Below are 18,594 nucleotides of genomic sequence, written 5' to 3' on the forward strand. Positions count from 1 at the left end.
CTCGCCGATCTGCGGCTACGGCATCGTCACGCACTGCGTGACCGGCGCGGACTCGCGTCCGCTCACCTCCGCGACGACGCTGACCGTCAGGCAGTTCTCGCCGCTCACGGCCGTCGTCGTCAGGGAGTTACGGCGCATGGTCTCAGCGACCACGGCCTCGCCCGGACGCTCCAGCACGTATTTGAAGACGAACTGATCGACCTTGTTCTGACCCTGCTGGGGGATATCCCAGCTCCACAGGATCTCCGTGCCCTTCGGGGTCGCAACGACCTCCGCGACGGCAGCGGGCGGCGCGCCTCCCGCGTCGTTCACGCTGCCACCATCCGGCGTCTCGCTCGTCGATCCGGCAGTCGGATCCGAGGCACCACCCACATGGATACTGTGTCCGCCGCCCGTCAGCATCGCCACGACCAGACCGGCCGTCGCGAGCACCATAACGACAGCGAGAACGGGCAGCACCCACTTGGGGCGCTTCGACTCACCCTCGACCAACCCGGTACGGCTCGTCGTCGAGTTCCCAGCCCACGCCTCGTCCAACGAAGCATGGGCACCATCGGCGAAGCTCCCGCGGCGCGTGCGCGTACGCTCCGCATCCAGGGCAGCCGGCGAGGGCGACGACAGGGCCGAGGAGGGCGCGCTCGAGGAGGCGACGACACTCAGTTTCATCTCCGTCACCGGCCGGTGCATCTCCCGCTCAATCGTCTGCAGCGCATAGCCCAGCGCCGCCGCGGAACCGAAACGCTGCTCCGGATCCAGGCTCATCGCGCGGCGCACGATCGCCGTCACCGCGTCAGGCACGCCCGGGCGGTCAATGCGCGACACGCGTCCGCGCGCCACGCGCTGAGCGACCGCCTTCGCAGAGTTATCCCCATCGACCACCTCGAAGGGCGAACGGCCCATCAGCAGCGTCCACAGGGTCGCCCCCAGGGCCCACACGTCCTGCGTCGGGTGAGCGCGCGCCGTGCCCGCAATCTGCTCCGGGGGCGCCCACATCACCGAAAACGCATCCCGGCCGCTGCGCGGATCAGCGCCCACCGGCTCCGACACACCAAAGTCCGTCAGAACCGGAGACCCGTAGGCGTTGATCATGATGTTGCTCGGCTTGATGTCGCGATGCACGTAGCCCGCGCGGTGCAACATCTCCGCGCCACCGCACATGCGGATCACCATCGACAGGGCGCGATCCGTCGCCATGGGGTTTGCGCGCACCTGATCGAGGATATTCGCGACCGGGCAATACTCCATCACCAGGTAGGGGCGGCCGTCCGACGTGCGCCCCGCGCCGTAGAGCTGAGCGACAGCCGGGTGACCCGACACGAGAGCCATGACGTCCGCCTCGCGGGCAATCCCGGCCTCGCCGTCCGCCCCGCGGTCCCGGCGGGCGACCTTGACAGCCACCTCGCGGCTGGGCAGCTCCTGACGGCACAGGAACACGTCCGCGAAACCACCCGCCCCCAGGGGGCGAATCCACTGGTATCCCGGTATCGCCGGGACCATTCCGACGCGAGCGTCGCTATCCATCAACGTTTCCCTTTCCCACGGCCACTAACGCGCCCAATCAGCGAACGACGCCCCTCACCGGAAGCTGCTGCCGCCTGGCGGCGTGCGCGGCGACGCCAACGCAACGACTTCAGCGACAGGGCGTGGCGCACCCGCGCGAACACCGACACCGACGAGGCCCACTCGCGGCGCAGCTCATCCACGTCGTTCCACGCCTGCTCGGCGTCCTGCGCGCGCGCACCGGTCACCGCGAAGTCCGCGACGTCCGCGCGGCGCGCGACCGTCACGACGCGGGGCACCGCGCCGGAGAACAGCGACCAGCCGGGCACACGCACGTCGGCCGCCGAGCGCGTGCGCGCCTTGCGGGCCTTGCGTGAGGAGGCCTCGTCGCCCTCGGAGGTCTCGGGGGTCCACTGCGAGGCGAGCGCCCACGCGACCTCCTGGCGCGTCAGGTGAGGCTCCACCACCAGTCCAGAGTCGATCGCAGTGTCCACCAGCTCATCCCACGAGCCGCGCACCGCTTCGGCGGCCTGCGCCTTGCGGCGGGCCTTGCGGCGGCGAGACTTCGCCAGGAGCACCACCAGCACCGGGCCGAGGAGCACCAGCAGCGACAGAGACACCGTGCCGATCGCCATCCACGGGATATGCAGGCCGTTCGGATCGTGCGGATCCGTCGCCTGGTCGCGGGTAGCCGGAGGCAGCTCAACCGGCTGCTCCGGGGGCTCCGGCGGCTGCAGAACCTGCGGCTTAGGCACGGACTTCGGCTTGTTGACCTGCGTCGTGGGCTGCTGGTCTCGCGGCGGTGTCGGGTCGAAGGTCGCCCATCCGACGCCAGGGAACTCGACCTCGACCCATGCGTGCATGTCCGCGCCCGTCAGGTCCACGTTCCCCGACGTTCCCTCGCGGTACGCGCCCATCACGACGCGGGCGTTGATCCCCTGCGAGTGCAGCATGAGCGCCATCAGGGTCGCGTACTGCTCGTCGTCGCCCACCAGCATGTCCGCGCCAATCATGCGCTGGATGCGGTCCTGGGAGGAACCCGGACGCGAGTTGATCGTGTCCTCGTTCGAGTAGTAGCCGTCCGTATGCAGGAAGTTCTCAATCGCGCGGGCCTTCTCCAGGTCCGAACGCGCGGTCAGCGTGTGCTCGGCAGCGAGCGTATCCACGTCCTTGGGGACGTTCGTGTCGCCCCCGGCGTAGCGGGCGGCCTCAACGCTGGCGAACTCCGCGTCCGCGCGGTCACGAGGCATCGTCAGGCTCATCGTGTAGCCCATCTCACCGGCGGGGCCCGTCGTCAGCGCGGTCTCAGCCCACAGGTCGTAGTTCAGGCCCTTCTGCTGGTCGGCCGCGAGAGGGTCACTCGGGTCGAACTCCAGGACGTGCACCTGACCGATCGTGGGCACCCACGGTCCCAGCAGCTGCGACGTCGAGACAGTCGTCTCGACCTCAGCCTCGTTCGCGTTGCGGCCCGGGATCGTCGAACCGACGCGGCGATATCCCGCCGTGCCATCCGCATTCGCCACGCCCATGCCGAAGGTCGTCCCGTCGTACACGTCCATCGCGCCCAGGCGCACGCGCGCCTCCTTGGGCATGTTGGTCACGTGAATCAGGGACGAGTCCTCGAGGTCCTTGTTGTAGTGACGGTAGCTCGACAGCGGCGAAGGATACTCGCGCGCATCCACGGGCGGCTCCACGACGTCGCGCCCCACGACACGGTCCGAGGCCGTGGGACCCAGCACGGACGCAGCAGGGATCGCGGCCGCGACCATGACGCCAACCATCAGCGAGGCCATACCCACGCGCCACCACACGTGCACGATCTGACGCGAGGACCCACCCATCGTCGTAGACGCCGACGTCGTCGACGACGACATGCCAATAACGATGTCAGCACCCGAGCGCGCCCGGCCAATCGCCGAGGCCCACGACCACCAGGCGATGAGGGCCACCCACCAGACGATGACGAGAATGAGGTTCGGGGTGTGGTTCGTCGGGCCCCACACGATCGCGATCACGCCGCACAGGATGAGGGCCGCCGAGCCCCACATCGGGCGCGCGTAGCGCACCGTGACGACGCCCGCAGCGACCGAACACACGAGGCACGCCATCCACGGCACCATCGCCGGCCCCACATAGGAGCCAGCAGGAGGCGTCAGCGTCAGCAGGTCCTTCCAAGCCTCGACCGCGCCGATGACGAGCGTCTGGAGTGTCCGGGACGTAGGCACCACGACCCAGCGGGTCGTCTCACGCAGGGCCGCGGGCCCGCCGAGCAGGAAGTGAGCGGCCACGACGCAGGCCACGATCGACAGCAGGTCCCAGCGCCACCTCGACGCCGCCCAGGACACGAGCAGACCGACAAGGACACCCAGGCCCGCGGCAATCGCACCCTCTCCCCCGCCGAAGACGGACTCGAACATGACAATGGGGCCCACGAAGAGGACACCCAGCACCAGCAGCGACCACGCGGGCATGGCCGCGCGACGCATCGAGCCGCCCATCGTCGTCTCGGTAGCCTCCGAGCGACGCGAACGACGCGGCGGGGCCTGATGGGCAGCAGGACGAACGGGAGCGCTCACGCAGACACCCCCCTCGACACCAGCATCGGCAGATCTTCCAGCGACGGGCAGTCAATGATGACGCCTCGGCTAATCTTGCGGCGACGCCTCGCGCGCCCCGGAGCCACACGAATGACGGACACGGTCACGTCGACCGGCGCAATATTGGCCAGGCGAGCCGCCTCCTCGTCATCCACGGACTCGCTCACCACGATCGACAGAACCGAAATCCCGCCGCGCTCCATGATGCAGCGCCGAACGACACCCGCGAACTCCAAGCGCGTCGACGTCTCCATCTCCGACAGAGCATCCAGCATCGCCATCGGCGTGCCCGTGGGAATCCACTCGTCCGCCGTGTGCATCGACACCGTACGCGCCTCGCCCGAGCCGGCAATCGCCAGCGACGCCGCAACAGACACACCCGTCTCGAAGGCGCGGCGACCCCACGAGTCGATGCGCGTATCCAACAGCACCATGTGGTGCGAGCGGTGCGTCTCCTCAAACTGGCGCACGATCAGGCGCCCGTAGCGGGCCGTCGACGGCCAGTGCACCGCGCGACGGTCATCGCCCGGCTCGTAGTCCCGCAGGGCGTGGAAGGACACGTCCGAGCTCGTCAGCTTCTCGCTGGCCACGCCCTCGACGTCCATCTGCATGCCCGTCGCGTCAAAGGAAAAACGCACCGTCGGAGGATGCACGTGCACGAGGATCGGGTCATCCCACTGGCGCACGCGGCGCAGCAGGCCCAAGCCATCCATACGCACCGTGCGCGCCGGACCCACGTTGATCACGCCGCGACGCTTCGTCATCACCGAGAAGGCCTCGTTCCACGTCCCGTTCCCGCTAATCGGGGGGACCAGGAACTCGCCACTGCCTCGTCCGATCGTGACCTCCACGAGGGTCGACCCCGAGCGGCGAGCCGACTCGTTAACGACGCGCACGCGGCCCACCGCCACCTGACCGGCAACGATGCGATCGTTCTGCATACGCAGCGACACCGCCAGCGGAGACGGGGATGCCACCGACGCGATCGCCACCACGAGGGCAACCAGGCCCATGACGGCCACCACGAAGCCCTCGATCCAGCCAAAGGAGACCGCGGCCACCGCGCCCGCGACGAGGGCGATGCTCACCGCCCAGCCCACCGGCGTCAGTGCGCTCAGCCAACGCGACAGCCACACGAAGGCGGGAACCGCCTCCAGGCGGGCGCGCGCATTGCGCCACGCCGCCTTGATGATTCGACGAAGTTTCTTCACGTGCTCACTACTCCGGATGACATTCGAGCAGGTACGGGCCGCGTTGCCTGAATTCATCCTCACTGCCTGCGAGAGTGATCGCACGCGTCTGGAACGGGCCCGCACCATCGATGTGCACCGTCTCCGTACCGCCCGTCTTTTCGTTACGGACCGTGCACACGTGGTTACTCGACGAACCCGACCAACCCGGAGCGCTCAGCGAGAACGTGTGGCACGAGCCCGCGGAGAATCCGCGCTCCTCGCCGCTGCAGGTCTCCACCCACTGGGCGCTCACGTCAAGCTTCGTGAAGGTCTCGGGGTGCTTAGCCATCGTTCTGGGCCCCTGCGAGTTCACAGCGGTGACCGTCGCCTGGTAACGAGTTCCCTGCGCCAGATCCGAGAACGTCGCCGAGGTCATGTCACGAGTCATAGTCTTTGTTTCGCCGCCCAGCGACACGCGGATCTCGGTCACCGCCGGGTTTGCACCCACCGGATCCCACTCCACCGTCACGCTCGTCGAGTTGACGCCCGTGAGCCGTACGTCCACGTTCGACGGCACACCCGTCGCCTGGCCGACCGCCGCCACCGGCGGGGAAGCCGCGTTCGGGCTACTCACGCCCACGCCCGTCTGGCAGAAGTAGAACGTCTGCTGCTCCCAACCGGTCACCGTCAGAGTGTCACCGTTCTCGACCGGCGTCCCAGTGGCACACGCGTCCCGCGAACTGGCGTAACGCAGCGTCAGGCGCGACGCGTCGAAGCCTCGGCCCGGAACGCGCACCAGACCGTCCACGCGCACCTTGCCTTCTTCTCCGATACCAGACAGGGTCGGGGCCGCGATCTCAACGGGGACCGTGGCGACATTTACCGTCGTGGTCGCGGGATCCGACTTGTCGCCGTCGGCGTTGTACAGCACCACCTTCACGGGCACGTCGGTGTCCGCCGGCACGCCGGAAACGTTAACGGACAGATCAGTCGCTTTGGCAGTAACTGGCTCCTTATTATTCACCGTGACCTCCGCCCGGCCCCAGCCACTTCCATTCGACTGACCGGGCGTCCAGGACACCGTGACCGTCGCAGTCGACGCGTCGGGCGCCATAGCCGACGTGGAGGCGGAAACGTTGCCCGGAATGGACGGCGGCCCGTGCGGGCTGCCCTGCGTCGGATTAGACACCGGCGAGGGGGACTTCGCACCGTTCTGCGCCTGGATGGACACCAAGTAGATGGCACCGTTCTGCAGGCCGCGAATGGTCGTGGTGTTCTCCGTGCCGGCGGCCACCGAGTGCGGGATCGGCTGACCACCCGCCTGCGGCGCGACAAAGATCGTGTAGGTGTGGACCGCCGATCCCCTAGTGGTTGCAGGCGTCCACGAGACGATCAGGCCACCATCCGTGCCCTCGACCGTGGGCGCGGCCATCTGATCGGGCACCGCGTCAACATACGCAGGCGCGGAGGGCGCCGACGGGTCCGAATCCCCGGCCTCGTTGTGGGCGATGACCGTGAAGGAGTGTTCGACGCCGTTTTGCAGGCCCGTCACTTCCATGCCCGGGTTGGTCGTGCGTTCGGGCTTTCCGCTCACCGAGTCGATGATCGTGTACCCCGAAATGGTTCCGCCGTTCGCAGCAGGTTCCGGGAAGCTCACGAAAGCACTGCCCGGGCCGGTCGCGGTCGCGGTCACCTTCTGCGGAGCGTCGGGGCGGTCCAGGACCTTGACGACGACGCGGCCCTGCACGACGCGGTCCGGGTCATTCGTCGCGTCCATGACGCGGTAGACGACGATCATGTCACCGTGGAAGCCCGCCTTGGGGCTCACGGTCAGCACGTTGCCATCGCCCGCCGCGGTGCCCTGGCCCACATGCACGGACGCGTCCAGGACCACGAGCGGATCCGGGAACGGGTTCGTCGTGTACTCCGACAGGTTCACGGTCGCCGTCTGACCCGCGCTGACCTTGATACGCGCGTCCGTCGTCGTCACGAGGGGCTTGGAGGACTTCACGATCGTCACCGGAATGTCGGCGTTGACCGCGCCCGAGCCGTCGTCCACGCTCACCGTGATCGCGCCGACCGGCCCCTTGGGCTGGTCCTTCTTGCCCGCCACGGTCAGCGTGTAGCCGTCCAGGGACACGTCGATGCCGCCGGGGACCTTCACCACACGATAGTCGAAGGAGCTCTTCGCCTGGTCGTCCGGGTCGTCCACCATCTGGGTGAGATCAACCTTCACGTTCTCGCCCTGACCCACGAGGATCGGGGTCGGGGTTAGGCGCGGAGGCAGGTTCCTCGCGGGCTGAATCGTAATCGGGATCGTCAGCGTCGAAGACAGGGCCGACTCATCATCGACAGAACCGTCACGCACCGTGAAGGACACCGAGGCGCGGCCCGAGGCCGTGTCGGGCGCCGTCAGCACGATGTGCGAGGAATCCTGCAGCGTCGCCGAGTCGATGCCGCCGCTGGCCTTGACCGTCGCCGAGTCGGTGATCACCGGGGAACGCGAGTTGTCGCGCACGAGCACGTAGTCGTTGATGTCGAGGGTGAGGGCGGACCCCGCACGCATCGCCACCGGGATGCGCGTCATATCGAGGCGCGGAGCCAGCAGGTCCGTGCCCGGGACCGTCACGACGGCGCTCGCCTTGAGCCCATCGGGGTCCGTCACCGTGTAGACGACGAGGCGACGGCGCGCGTCCGGGCTAATCGACAGGTTCTGGCCGGACACGCTCACGCCCGATCCATCCGATGAGATCGTCAGAGCACCCGTCGTGCCGTCCGGGTCCTCGTCGTTAACGAGCACGGGAACGCTCACGGGCTTGGAGTCGGAGGGCAGATCCGCGACCGACACGACGTCGTCGCGGGCGATCGGTGCGCGCAGCGGCGCCTCAGCGTCCACCGTCACGGTCAGCTGCCCCTGGGCGCGACCTCCTCGGCCGTCCTGAATCTGGTAGGCGACGACGAACACGCCATTGGAGGCGGGGGCCTTGACCGTCACCGTATCCTCGGCCATCGTCACGGTCGCCGACTCATCCGACACCGTCACGGTCGCCGGATCCGTATCGACGGTGAGAGCGTCGCCGTCGGCGTCCAGGTCGTTGCTCAGGACGTTAATGCTCACCTCACGGCCCGGTCGCACCGTCACCGAGTCCGGGACGGCGGTCGGGTTATGGTTCTGCGATCCAGGCGGCGCAATGCCGACGCGCACGCGCGCACGGCCCTGCACGCCGAGGCGGTCCTCGACGATGTAGGAGAACGTGTCCGTGCCGGTCGCATCATCCGAAGGCGTGTACTCCAGCCACTCCGTGCCCAGCACGACGCTGCCCTTGGCGGGCGGCTGATCGATACCGACGAGGGCCACCGAGTCGCCGTCCGGGTCGATGCCCGTCAGCGGCACGGGAATACGCGTCATCTGGCCCTGCACGGCCCACGCGCTCAGCGCCTTGGGGATGGGCGCGCTGTTCGCGGCGGAGGCCGCCACGACCTCGAAGGTGACGGTCGACGTCGCGCGGTTACCCACCGAATCCACGACCGTGTACGCCACGCGGACGACCCCGGCCTCGGATCCGGCGGCCAGACGCACCTGGTTACCGGTGACAAACACCGTTCCCAGCTCCGAGCCCGACAGGACCGTGACGTCGGGATCCAGGTTCAGCGACAGGCCAATCGGCGAGCGATCGTTGCTCAGGACGCTCACCGAACCAATGTCGTCGGCGCGCACCTTCGCGGTGTCCGGCGTGGCCTCGGGCGGAGTCTCCTCGCTCTGCGCGTCCGTGGGGATGACGCTCACCTGAGCGGTCGCGGAACCCGCGCCGTTGGAGACCGTGTACGTAAAGGAGGTGACATCGCTGAGGCCGCCGGGCGCGGTAATGCGCAGCAGGTGACGCTCAATGAGGGTCACCTCGAGACCCGAGCTCGCGGGCACGTCAATCGACTGGACGACGAGCACGCCGCCCGACGGGTCCGTGTCATTGGCCAGCGGAGCGATCAGCGACGCGCCACCGCTGGGCAGCACCGCCAGGTCGTCCTCGGCGATCGGGAGCGCATGCGTGTCGTCATCGACCACGTCCACGCGGATGACACCCACCGTCGTGGACGGGCCGTCCGACACCGTGTACGTGAACTGGAAGGAACCCGGCACCGAGCCCGTGAACGTCAGGATGCCTCGTGACAGATCCGCCGACACGGACGTGCCAGCCGGGGGCGTTCCCGCCGCGACGAGCGAAATCGCATCGCCGTTCGGATCCGTATCATTCGCAATCGGGTCAATCGCCAGGGCCTCGCCCACGCGGGCCACGTAGAAGTCAGCGCGCGCCACCGGCGGAACGTTACCCGCCTCCTGGACGCTCACCTGCAGCTCGCCCGTCGTCTCGGCGTGTCCGTCCGACAGGGTCACGCTCAGCACCTTCGTACCCGCGCCCGAACCGAGGTCGCGGATCTGCACCGTCCCGTCCTCCGTGAACTGCGCGGCGATACCCTCGGGAGCGACCACGGACTTGAGGAAGAACTGGTCGCCGTCCGGATCAATCCAATCCGACAGCAGGTTGTACTCCACCTGAGCGTTCGCACCGACCTTGACGACCGGGCGCTTGACCTGGCGCGGCCCCTCGTTCTGCGTCCACGGGTGGATCGTCACGCGCACGGTCGCGGTGGCGCCCGCGAGGCCGTCCGAGGCCTCGTACGTGAAGGACGTCGACCCGCTCGTCAGGTTCTCGGGAACCTCCGTGATCTGCAGGGCGCGACCGCCCCTCGTGCGCACGACCGTCCCGAACTCCGGGTTCGTCACGGCGCGCGCGGTCAGCACATCGCCGTCGTCATCCGAGTCGTTATCGAGGACCGGCAGCAGCGTCGAACGACCCGGGCGGATGCCGAAGTCGTCGTCCACGGCCTCTGGCGGCGTGTTCTTGTCGTTGTGTTCCGGCTCCGAGACCTGCTCGCGCTGATCCGGGGTCGGAGTGTCCTCTTCTTCCTGCTCCTCGGTGGGAATCTGATCCCAGTTGTTGACGAGGACCATGTTCTTGTCCGGCAGCCACAGCGTGCCCGTCGAGACATCGTTGAGGACGATGCGCGTGCGGTTCGTGCGGAAGACGGCGGAGGTGGCCTCGGCAAGCGTCGGAACAGTCTGCGCCTGGTTGCGCGACTTGTCCGTGCACGTGCGCACGAACGCGCCCGAGCCGGCCCACGCGCCGTAGGAGCAGCCGTTGTGGAAGACGGGGGCAGCCGGGTTGCCCTTCGTACCCGCGTCGGAGGCGGGCTGACGCTCGACGGACTTGCCGTTGAGGGAGACGGCCACGAGCTCCGAATCGGTCGCGAGCAGCACAGATGCGGCCTCGTCGCCCGGGTCCTGCAGGACCGCGCCGGTCACGTGTTCCTCGACGAGGTTGCGGAGTTTCCCACCGGGCAGGACGAGGGTATTACCGGACTGGTCGTAGATGACGGGCTTGTCGCCGACCGCCGTGATCGTCAGGGGGCCGGCGGGCTGGAAATCCTTGATAGTGGTCGTCTTCGCGCGCCACGTCTGGCCTTCCTTGACGACGGTGACCAGCGACGAGGAACCGGCCGAGTAGGCAAACACCGTGCCCGTGCGCGACACCGTGACGACGCCGTCGCTCAGGTCCTTGGCGACCGCGTCTTCGGCTGCGAACGAAATGGAGGCGGGTTCACCCGCGTTACCGACCCACAGGAGGCCGGCGGCCGGGTCGAGGACCGCCAGAACGGAGCCGCCCTGCACCTGGGTGGCTCCCTCGGGCAGGGTCACAGCCTGGCCGATTGAGAAGGAGGTGGGCTTGACGGGCGACACCGTGCGCGTCACCGTCTCCCCCAGCGTCACGTCGCCGCCAGCCTGACCGATGTCGAAGGACGCGGACTTGACGGACACGGTGCCATCGAGCATGAGCGAGTCGTAGTTGAGGTGGCCCAGGAGCTTGCGGTCCTGGTTCGTCACCCAGATACCGCCGTCATCGACGCTGACCTGCGTGACCTCGACGCCGCGGTAGACCACCGCGAGAACGCACAGCATCGCAGACACCACGAGGACGGCGATCGCGGGCATCCGCTTCGACCAGGTGTTTCGCGATTGACGCGCCTTGTTCATGGGGCTTCCTCAGTCTTCATCTGCGCACTGTTGTGGGGCGGGATCTGTATCCGCGGGTGGCATGGTGAGCCATTCCAAGGATACACACCGACCAACCCTATGGATAAACGCTCGAGACAACAACAGGTACTGAATAAGCGCGCTCACTCAACGGTTCATTCGCGCGATGTTTCCGCGCATGCTGCGCGCACGAGAACCTGACCACAGTGACGTATTTGTACGCGCAATGTCCTTCAACGAGGCTGGGGCCGGGGTCCCGCCTCCCCCACTCATCCCCTCTCACAGCGGCGCGCGAAGCCCCCTGGGCACCCACACCTGCCCGCTTCCTCGCGCGCGCGAACCGCAGATGAGGGCGGGTCGGGTTACGGTGAGTGCATGGCGAAAGAAAAGATCACCTACCGCTGCTCCGACTGCGGCTGGACCTCCCCCAAGTGGGTGGGCCAGTGCCGCGAGTGCGGGGCGTGGGGCACGGTCGACCAGGCGGGCGAGGTGACGGGGGGTGCACGGACGGCGGCCACCACCCCGCGGCGTCCCGCTCTGCCCATCGGAGAGGTCGACGGGGAACGCGCCTCGTCGCGCTCCACGGGCGTGGGCGAGCTGGACCGCGTGCTCGGCGGCGGCATCGTCCCCGGTGCGGTGATCCTTCTGGCCGGCGAGCCCGGCGTCGGCAAGTCGACGCTGCTTCTGGACGTGGCCGCGAAGGCCGCGCGCACGGCGGCCGCGGGCGGGCGCGGGCCCGTCCTGTACATCACGGGCGAGGAGTCGGCGGCGCAGGTGCGCGGGCGCGCCGAACGCATCGGCGCCCTCGAACCGAACCTGCTCATCGCAGATGAGACGGAGCTTGGCGTCGTCCTCGGCCACGTGCAGGAGGCCTCCCCCTCTCTCCTCATCGTCGACTCCGTGCAGACCATCTCTTCCGCCCAGGTCGAGGGTGGGGCGGGCGGCGTCGCGCAGGTGCGCGCGGTTGCCGCCTCGCTCATCCGGGTCGCCAAGGAATCCGACCTGCCCACCCTCCTTGTGGGCCACGTGACGAAGGACGGCGGCATTGCGGGTCCGCGCGTCCTCGAACACCTCGTGGACGTCGTCTGCCAGTTCGAGGGTGACCGTCATTCGCGCCTGCGCCTGCTGCGCGCGGTGAAGAATCGTTACGGCCCCACCGACGAGGTCGGCTGCTTCGAGCTGACGGACTCGGGGATCTACGGCCTCGCCGATCCCTCTGGTCTGTTCCTGTCGCGCACGACGCGCGGCGTGCCCGGCACGTGCGCGGCCGTCTCCCTCGAGGGGCGCCGCCCGCTGCCCACGGAAATCCAGTCGCTCGTCGCGCCCTCCTCGGGCGGCTCGCCTCGGCGCACGACGTCGGGCGTGGACCACGCGCGCGTCGCCATGATCCTGGCAGTCCTGCAGGCCCGCATCGGCGCAGACACGTCGGGCGCGGACGTCTACGTCTCCACGGTCGGTGGGGCGCGCACAGTCGAACCCGCGATCGACCTGGCGATGGCGATCTCGATCGTGTCGTCTCTCAAGGGCGTTCCCCCTCGCGCGGACCTCGTCGCGGTCGGAGAGATCTCCCTGACGGGCGAAGTCCGGGCCTGTACGGGCACCCAGCGCCGCCTCGCCGAGGCCGCTCGCCTCGGCTTCTCCGCAGCCATCGTTCCCGCTCAGGGCAGCGAGGACCTCGCGGGCGTCGACGGCATCACCGTCTTTACTGTGTCGGATCTGGCGACGGCTATTCGTGTCGCTTTTCCGACGGACTCGCAATAATAGGTATCGAACCTACTGTTCAGGGAGGGAATCACATTGACGTCCGATGCAGCGATCCTTCGTGAGGCACTGCGCGCAGTCGCGCCCGGTACGCCACTGCGTGAAGGACTGGAACGAATCCAGCGCTCCCACACGGGCGCCCTCATTGTCCTGGGATACACCCCCGAAGTGCAGGCGATCTGCTCGGGCGGCTTCGACCTCGACATCGCCTTCACGGCCGCGCGCCTGCGCGAGCTGTGCAAGATGGACGGCGCCGTCATCATCGACCCCGACCTGTGGCGCATCCGCAAGGCCAACATACAGCTCTTCCCGGACCCCACGATTCCCACCGACGAGTCCGGCATGCGCCATCGCACCGCCCAGCGCACCGCACGCCAGACCCACCTGCCGGTTCTGTCCCTGTCCGCGTCGATGCGCATGATCTCCATCTACGTGGGCACCGAGCACCGCCTTGTCGAAGAGCCCGAGGCCCTGCTGTCGCGCGCCAACCTGGCCGTGGATACGCTCGACCGCTACAGCCAGCGCCTCGACGAGGTCCTGCAGACCCTCACCATCCTGGAGATGCGCGACAGCGCGACCGTGCGCGACGTCGCCACCGTCATGCAGCGCATGGAGATGATCCGCCGCATCACCTCCGAGATCACCGAATACCTGGAGGAGCTGGGCTCCGAGGGCCGTCTGCTGGCCCTGCAGGTCGAGGACCTCGTGCGCGGCTCCGCGTCCGAGCGCGCCCTCGTCATGCGCGACTACATCCACAACCCCGACGACGTCGCCCGCGTCGAGGCCGAGCTCTCATCCCTGGGGTCGGAGCGCATCGTGGACCTCACCGCGATCGCGAACATCCTCGGCCTGGACGTGTACGAGGTCGCGGACCTGGACCGCGAGATCACGCCGCGTGGCGTGCGCGCCCTCTCCCTGGTTCCGCACCTGTCGTGGAGCGCCATCAAGGAGGTGTCCGCGCACATCACGACGCTGCCTCAGCTGCGCGCCGCCACCACCGAGGACCTGGAAGCCATCGAGGGCATCGGCCCCTACCGCGCCAAGCTCATCACCGAGAACCTGGCCCACCAGGCGCAGGCGGTCAGCTCCGGCCTCGTCGGCTGGTAAGCCTTAGCGGCCCGACTGCGCACCGGACTGAGCGCCGGACTGCGGGGCGGGCGTCGGCGCGGGAGTCACGTCGACGACGGTCGAGCCGACCTCGCGCGTGCCCATCGTGACCGCGACCTTGTAGGTTCCGGCTGACGCGGCGCTCGCGCCGCCCGCCGGGGTTGTGCAGCCGTTTGTGTACACGTAGCCATCCCAGCGCAGCGCGCCGCTCCACGTGGCGCCCGGGCGCAGCAGCAGGGTCGTCGACGACTGCTGGTCCTCGCCGCACTTCGCCGAGTTGTAGACCTGCAGGTCACCCGTCGAAATCTGCAGGGCGAAACGCGACAGGGATGTCGAGCATGCGACGCTGCCGCGGTTTTCGAGCGTGAGGGTCACGGGCATCGCCGACCCAGACGAGGTCTCGGTGGCCTTCGCGGTGACCGTGATGTCGCGATCCAGGCAGGCGGGAATGTCGATCGTCGTTCCGTCGGTGAGCAGGCCGTCGGCGGTGGCTTCCTGGCCGCCCTTGAGCGTGTACCCGGAGGCGTCGAGGGCCCCGGACTGGACAGCGGACTGCGGGGTCGACTGGGGCGCTGGATCAGCGGTGAATGCGCCCGCAATCGCGCGCACAGCGGCGACGATACCCCACACGATGAGGGCCAGGATAAGGATCAGCCCAAGGCCAGTGATGATGCGCCGAGGCCACAGGTTGACCGGCGGACGGCCCCCGCCCTTCTTCTTCGCGGCTGCCTGTGCGGCGCCGCCACGCTGTGCCTTGGGCGCGCTGGCACTGCCCCGTTTCGTGGACGGTGAGGCCTTCGACGAGGCCGCGCGCCCCGTCGAGGTGCGGCTGCCGGCTGCGGCGCGAGACGCTCGATCGCCGGTGCGACCGGTCGCGCCTCCCGACGTACTACGCCTGGAGGTGGGTCGCCTGGGGGAATTCTTACGCTGGTCAGCCACGCATCCACGATACCGGGCGCAGGGCGCAGCAAGCGGCTAACGCTCGGGACGGGGGCGACTTTCACACGCTGAGCGCCCGTCGTCGCGCTCCAGTGAGGAGCAGATCAGGCGGCGGCGCTACGCTTGGAGGACGTCGAGCCCTCGTCGTCGGGATCGATGACGCACCAGCGCTCGACGACGATCGCGATCACGCACCACACGATCCCGACGAGGCCGCTGAGGCCGGAGCCGATCGCGTTGGCGAGCATCGCGGGAGCCTCCAGCTGCATCAGGGACACAGCCATGACGCCGATCAGGACCCCCGTCAAGCCCGAGCCAACGATGGCGCTGGCACGCGCAAAGACGGCGACGCGCATCGCACCGATCGCGTCAATCCACGTCTCTTTGCCGGCACGCAGTCGACGCACCGCCAGACCGGACCAAATGAGGCACGCGGTGGCGATCGCAAAGATGACTGCGGGACCCGGGGTGACGATCATCGGGGTGCCACCCTCGCGCATGTGCGCGAAGAAGCCGAGGAAGCTCAGGACGGCGGCCACGAGGCCCACCGCCAGCACCCACACGATCGACACGGGTTTCATTTAGCGCCTCTTGACGATCGGGATCGCGCCGGTCATCGTGGGCCGCACAACGACGCGACGTAGGATGCCGGTCTGGGTGGCCTCGTCCTCGGGGATGGGACCGACGGGGGTATTGTCGGGCAGCCCGGGGGCGAGGATGGTCGAGCGCCCGTCGGCGTGGACGGTGGCCTTGGGTGGCTCTTCGTCGTGGCCGAGGCCGGAGCGGTCGTCGACGACACGCACATCGTGCGCGGAGCTGACGGAGAAGTTCCAGTCCGGCAGCGCGATCGAGGAACGGGATTCCTCGCGGTTGGATTCGAAGACGGGGACCCAGCGGGGCTTTTCACTTCCGCTCGGCTTGTAGGTGCCCGTACCGATCTTGCGGGTCATGCGACCGGCCGCGGAGTCCGCGGGCACGGACGAAATGGGGTGCCAGGAGGGGCGCGACGAGGCGCGCTCCCCGCGGTGGCGACGCTCGCGCTGGGGCGGGGCCGCCTGGGAGGGCGCATCAAAAGCGGGCACGGGTACCTCGGGCGAGGCCTCTGCGGAGGCCTCGGGGGCAGCCTGATCGGGGGTCTGCGGCTGCGGGACGGTCGAGGCCTCGAAGGACTCGGCACGCGCGACCTCGGGTGTAGGAGCGACTGCGGGAGCTGGCGTGACCTCGGGGGCAGGAACGACCGTCGGAGCCGGCACCGCCTCGGGGGCGGGAACGACCTCGGGCGCGGGAACGACCTCGGCGGAGGCCTCGGGCGCATCGACGACGGGTGCCGGTAGCTCGGTGGCGGGCACTCCCGGGCGGGTCACAAGGTTATCGACCTGGCTGATTTCGCCTGTCAGGGCCTCGATGAGCTCGCGCATGTCGGCGCTGGCCTGCTCGGCGCGCTGTGCGAGGAGCTGGTCGGAGTCAGCCATGACGGCCGCCGGGTCTTCGAGCCAGTCGTCGACGGCGTCGATGATGCCCTCGCGGTCGGGGGTATCGGCCAGCAGGTCGGACACGCGGCCCACGCCCTCGAGGATCGCGTCGGGCTCACACAGGAGCCAGGGCGCCAAAACGAAGGCGCGTTCCTTGGCGCGCGGGTGCGGCAGGGTGAGGACCGGGTCGGAGGAGGCCAGGCCCTCGATCTGAATGATGTCAATGTCGACGGTGCGTGCGCCCCAGCGCTCGTGGCGCTCGCGACCGAGCTCGCGCTCGATGCGGCTGGTCTGGGCGAACAGCTCGTCGGGGGTCGCGATCGCGGAGCCGACGACGACTGCGTTCCAGTAGTCGGGCTGGGGTGCCTGGCCGGGGGCCAGAACGGGCTTGGTGCGCATGATCGGCGAGACGTCGTCGATCTGGAAGCCCTCCATGTAGGACAGTGCTTCGACCGTGTGCATGAGGGTCACGGGCACGTCCCCGAGGTTGCCTCCGATCGCCAGGACGACGCGGCGCGAGCGCAGGTGCGCCGGACGGGAGGCGTCCTCCTCGTGCTGCTCCTGCGCGGCGTTCGCGGCGTGCGCGGCACGGCGCGACGGGAGGACCTCGCGCTGCTCCTGCTCGGCGGGGCTGGGAGCCTGCGCGTGGCCGTAGGCCTCGATCTCGCCGGTGAGGACGGAACCGTCCTCGGCCTCGTAAATACCCTTGAAGGACAGCGACAGGGGCATCGCGTCGGTCTGGCCTGCCCGCACGGTCACCGACACGTCCGCGAAGGGGTGGTCGATGGGGGCGTCGGGCTTGTGGACGGTGACCTCGGTGCCGACGACGCCCTCGTGGCTCATGACGCGCGCGGCGATGGTTTCTGCGAGGGTTTCGATGAGATCGACGGCGGTTCCGGTGAGGACAGCCATGGCCTCGTCGGCGATGTCGGCGTAGGAGACGGTGGCGGCGATGTCATCGGTGGCACCGGCGGTCTCGACCCACATGACGATGTCGGCGCTAAAGCGCTGGTTGCGGTCACGCTCGAAGCCGTAGACGCCGTGGTTGGCGAGCGCCCCGAGTCCTTTCAGGGCGATGATGACGCGTCGGTTAGTCAACGTCGTTCTCCTTTCGGGCGATGGCCGCCACGGTGGCTGCTACGTCGTGGACCCGCACGGCCCACGCGCCAGCTGCCGCGCAGTAGGCGGCGATGTCCGCGCTGTTCGCGTCCACGTCGCCCTCGAGGGCCTTGACGAAACGCTTGCGAGAGGCGCCGACGAGGACGGGGTATCCGCCCTGCAAGAAGCGCGGCAGTTCACGCAGAATCTGCCAGCACTGGTCGCCCGTCAGCGAAAAGCCGAGGCCCGGGTCAACCACAATTTTATCAGCTGCCACACCAGCATCAATAGCGTCTTGAACCTGAGAGCCCACGCGCTCGATGAGCGTGCCCACGAGGTCATCCCCGTAGTCGAAGTGCTCCCCCGGCATGCCCGGCAGCGCGCGGTAGTGCTGGACGACGTACGCGCAGCCCGACTGCGCAACAGCCACATTCATCTCGGAATCCCAGCGCCCACCGCTCACGTCGTTGATGATCGCCGCACCGACGCGCGCAGCCTCGCGGGCCGTCGACGCGTGCAGCGTATCAACCGACACGATGACGCCGTCGGCGGCCAGGGACTCGACGATGGTGCAGATGCGCGCCCACTCCTCGTCCGCGCTGATGCGCGTCGAGTTCGGGCGGGTCGACTCCCCGCCCACGTCGATGAGGTCCGCTCCGGCGGCCACCATCTCGCGCGCGTGACGCAGCGCAGCCGCGACGTCCGTGTAGCGTCCCCCGTCCGAGAAAGAATCCGGGGTGACGTTGAGGATGCCCATGATCGCCGTCCGCCCGCTGGGCAGGGTCAGGCCGCCCGGCAGCGCCGGGGGCGGGACTGGGAACGAGGCCGGGGCGGCGGGCAGGGGCAGCGCACTCACG

Annotated in this window: 10 protein-coding genes; 2 read left to right on the forward strand and 8 right to left on the reverse strand. The window is 68.7% G+C overall.

Annotated features, from left to right (window positions below; translation table 11 throughout):
* Positions 1-15: 15 nt before the first annotated feature.
* The 4 genes from CYJ22_RS01790 to CYJ22_RS01805 form a co-directional block, all read right to left on the reverse strand.
* A complete protein-coding gene (locus CYJ22_RS01790) occupies positions 16-1,521 on the reverse strand; it encodes a serine/threonine-protein kinase (RefSeq protein ID WP_101600625.1) in 1,506 nt (501 codons plus the stop codon).
* Positions 1,521-3,998 (reverse strand): transglutaminase-like domain-containing protein, encoded by a 2,478-nt coding sequence (locus CYJ22_RS01795; RefSeq protein WP_101600628.1) that lies wholly within the window; start codon positions 3,996-3,998, stop codon positions 1,521-1,523. Before CYJ22_RS01795 ends, CYJ22_RS01790 begins: the two co-directional genes overlap by 1 nt.
* A 74-nt stretch (positions 3,999-4,072) precedes the next feature.
* Positions 4,073-5,308: a DUF58 domain-containing protein gene (locus CYJ22_RS01800; protein ID WP_101600630.1), complete on the reverse strand. Its 1,236-nt coding sequence runs from the start codon at positions 5,306-5,308 to the stop codon at positions 4,073-4,075.
* A 7-nt stretch (positions 5,309-5,315) separates the two neighbouring features.
* Positions 5,316-11,360 carry an Ig-like domain-containing protein gene (locus CYJ22_RS01805; RefSeq protein ID WP_101600632.1) on the reverse strand — a complete coding sequence of 2,015 codons (6,045 nt, stop codon included), beginning with the start codon at positions 11,358-11,360 and terminating at the stop codon, positions 5,316-5,318.
* Between the two features lie 375 nt (positions 11,361-11,735).
* On the opposite strand from CYJ22_RS01805, the gene radA reads away from it, so the two are divergent.
* Positions 11,736-13,121: a DNA repair protein RadA gene (gene radA / locus CYJ22_RS01810; RefSeq protein ID WP_101600634.1), complete on the forward strand. Its 1,386-nt coding sequence runs from the start codon at positions 11,736-11,738 to the stop codon at positions 13,119-13,121.
* A 36-nt stretch (positions 13,122-13,157) separates the two neighbouring features.
* Positions 13,158-14,228, forward strand: coding sequence for a DNA integrity scanning diadenylate cyclase DisA (disA, locus tag CYJ22_RS01815; RefSeq protein WP_101600636.1), 1,071 nt, complete (start codon positions 13,158-13,160; stop codon positions 14,226-14,228).
* Between the two features lie 3 nt (positions 14,229-14,231).
* On the opposite strand, the gene CYJ22_RS01820 is transcribed toward disA, so the two are convergent.
* The 4 genes from CYJ22_RS01820 to folP form a co-directional block, all read right to left on the reverse strand.
* A complete protein-coding gene (locus tag CYJ22_RS01820; protein WP_101600638.1) occupies positions 14,232-15,167 on the reverse strand; it encodes a hypothetical protein in 936 nt (311 codons plus the stop codon).
* Positions 15,168-15,271: 104 nt separating this feature from the next.
* Complete coding sequence (locus CYJ22_RS01825) at positions 15,272-15,748, reverse strand: DUF3180 family protein (RefSeq protein WP_101600640.1); 477 nt, start codon at positions 15,746-15,748, stop codon at positions 15,272-15,274.
* The gene (gene folK / locus CYJ22_RS01830; RefSeq protein WP_101600642.1) at positions 15,749-17,737 is read right to left on the reverse strand and encodes a 2-amino-4-hydroxy-6-hydroxymethyldihydropteridine diphosphokinase; all 1,989 of its coding nucleotides are present in this window, start codon (positions 17,735-17,737) and stop codon (positions 15,749-15,751) included.
* Positions 17,730-18,593, reverse strand: a complete 864-nt coding sequence (gene folP, locus CYJ22_RS01835) for a dihydropteroate synthase (protein WP_101600644.1) — start codon at positions 18,591-18,593, stop codon at positions 17,730-17,732. The genes folK and folP overlap by 8 nt, the downstream gene beginning before the upstream one ends.
* Position 18,594 lies beyond the last annotated feature (1 nt).

It is taken from the genome of Schaalia odontolytica (assembly GCF_002847525.1).
Lineage (GTDB): Bacteria > Actinomycetota > Actinomycetes > Actinomycetales > Actinomycetaceae > Pauljensenia > Pauljensenia odontolytica_B.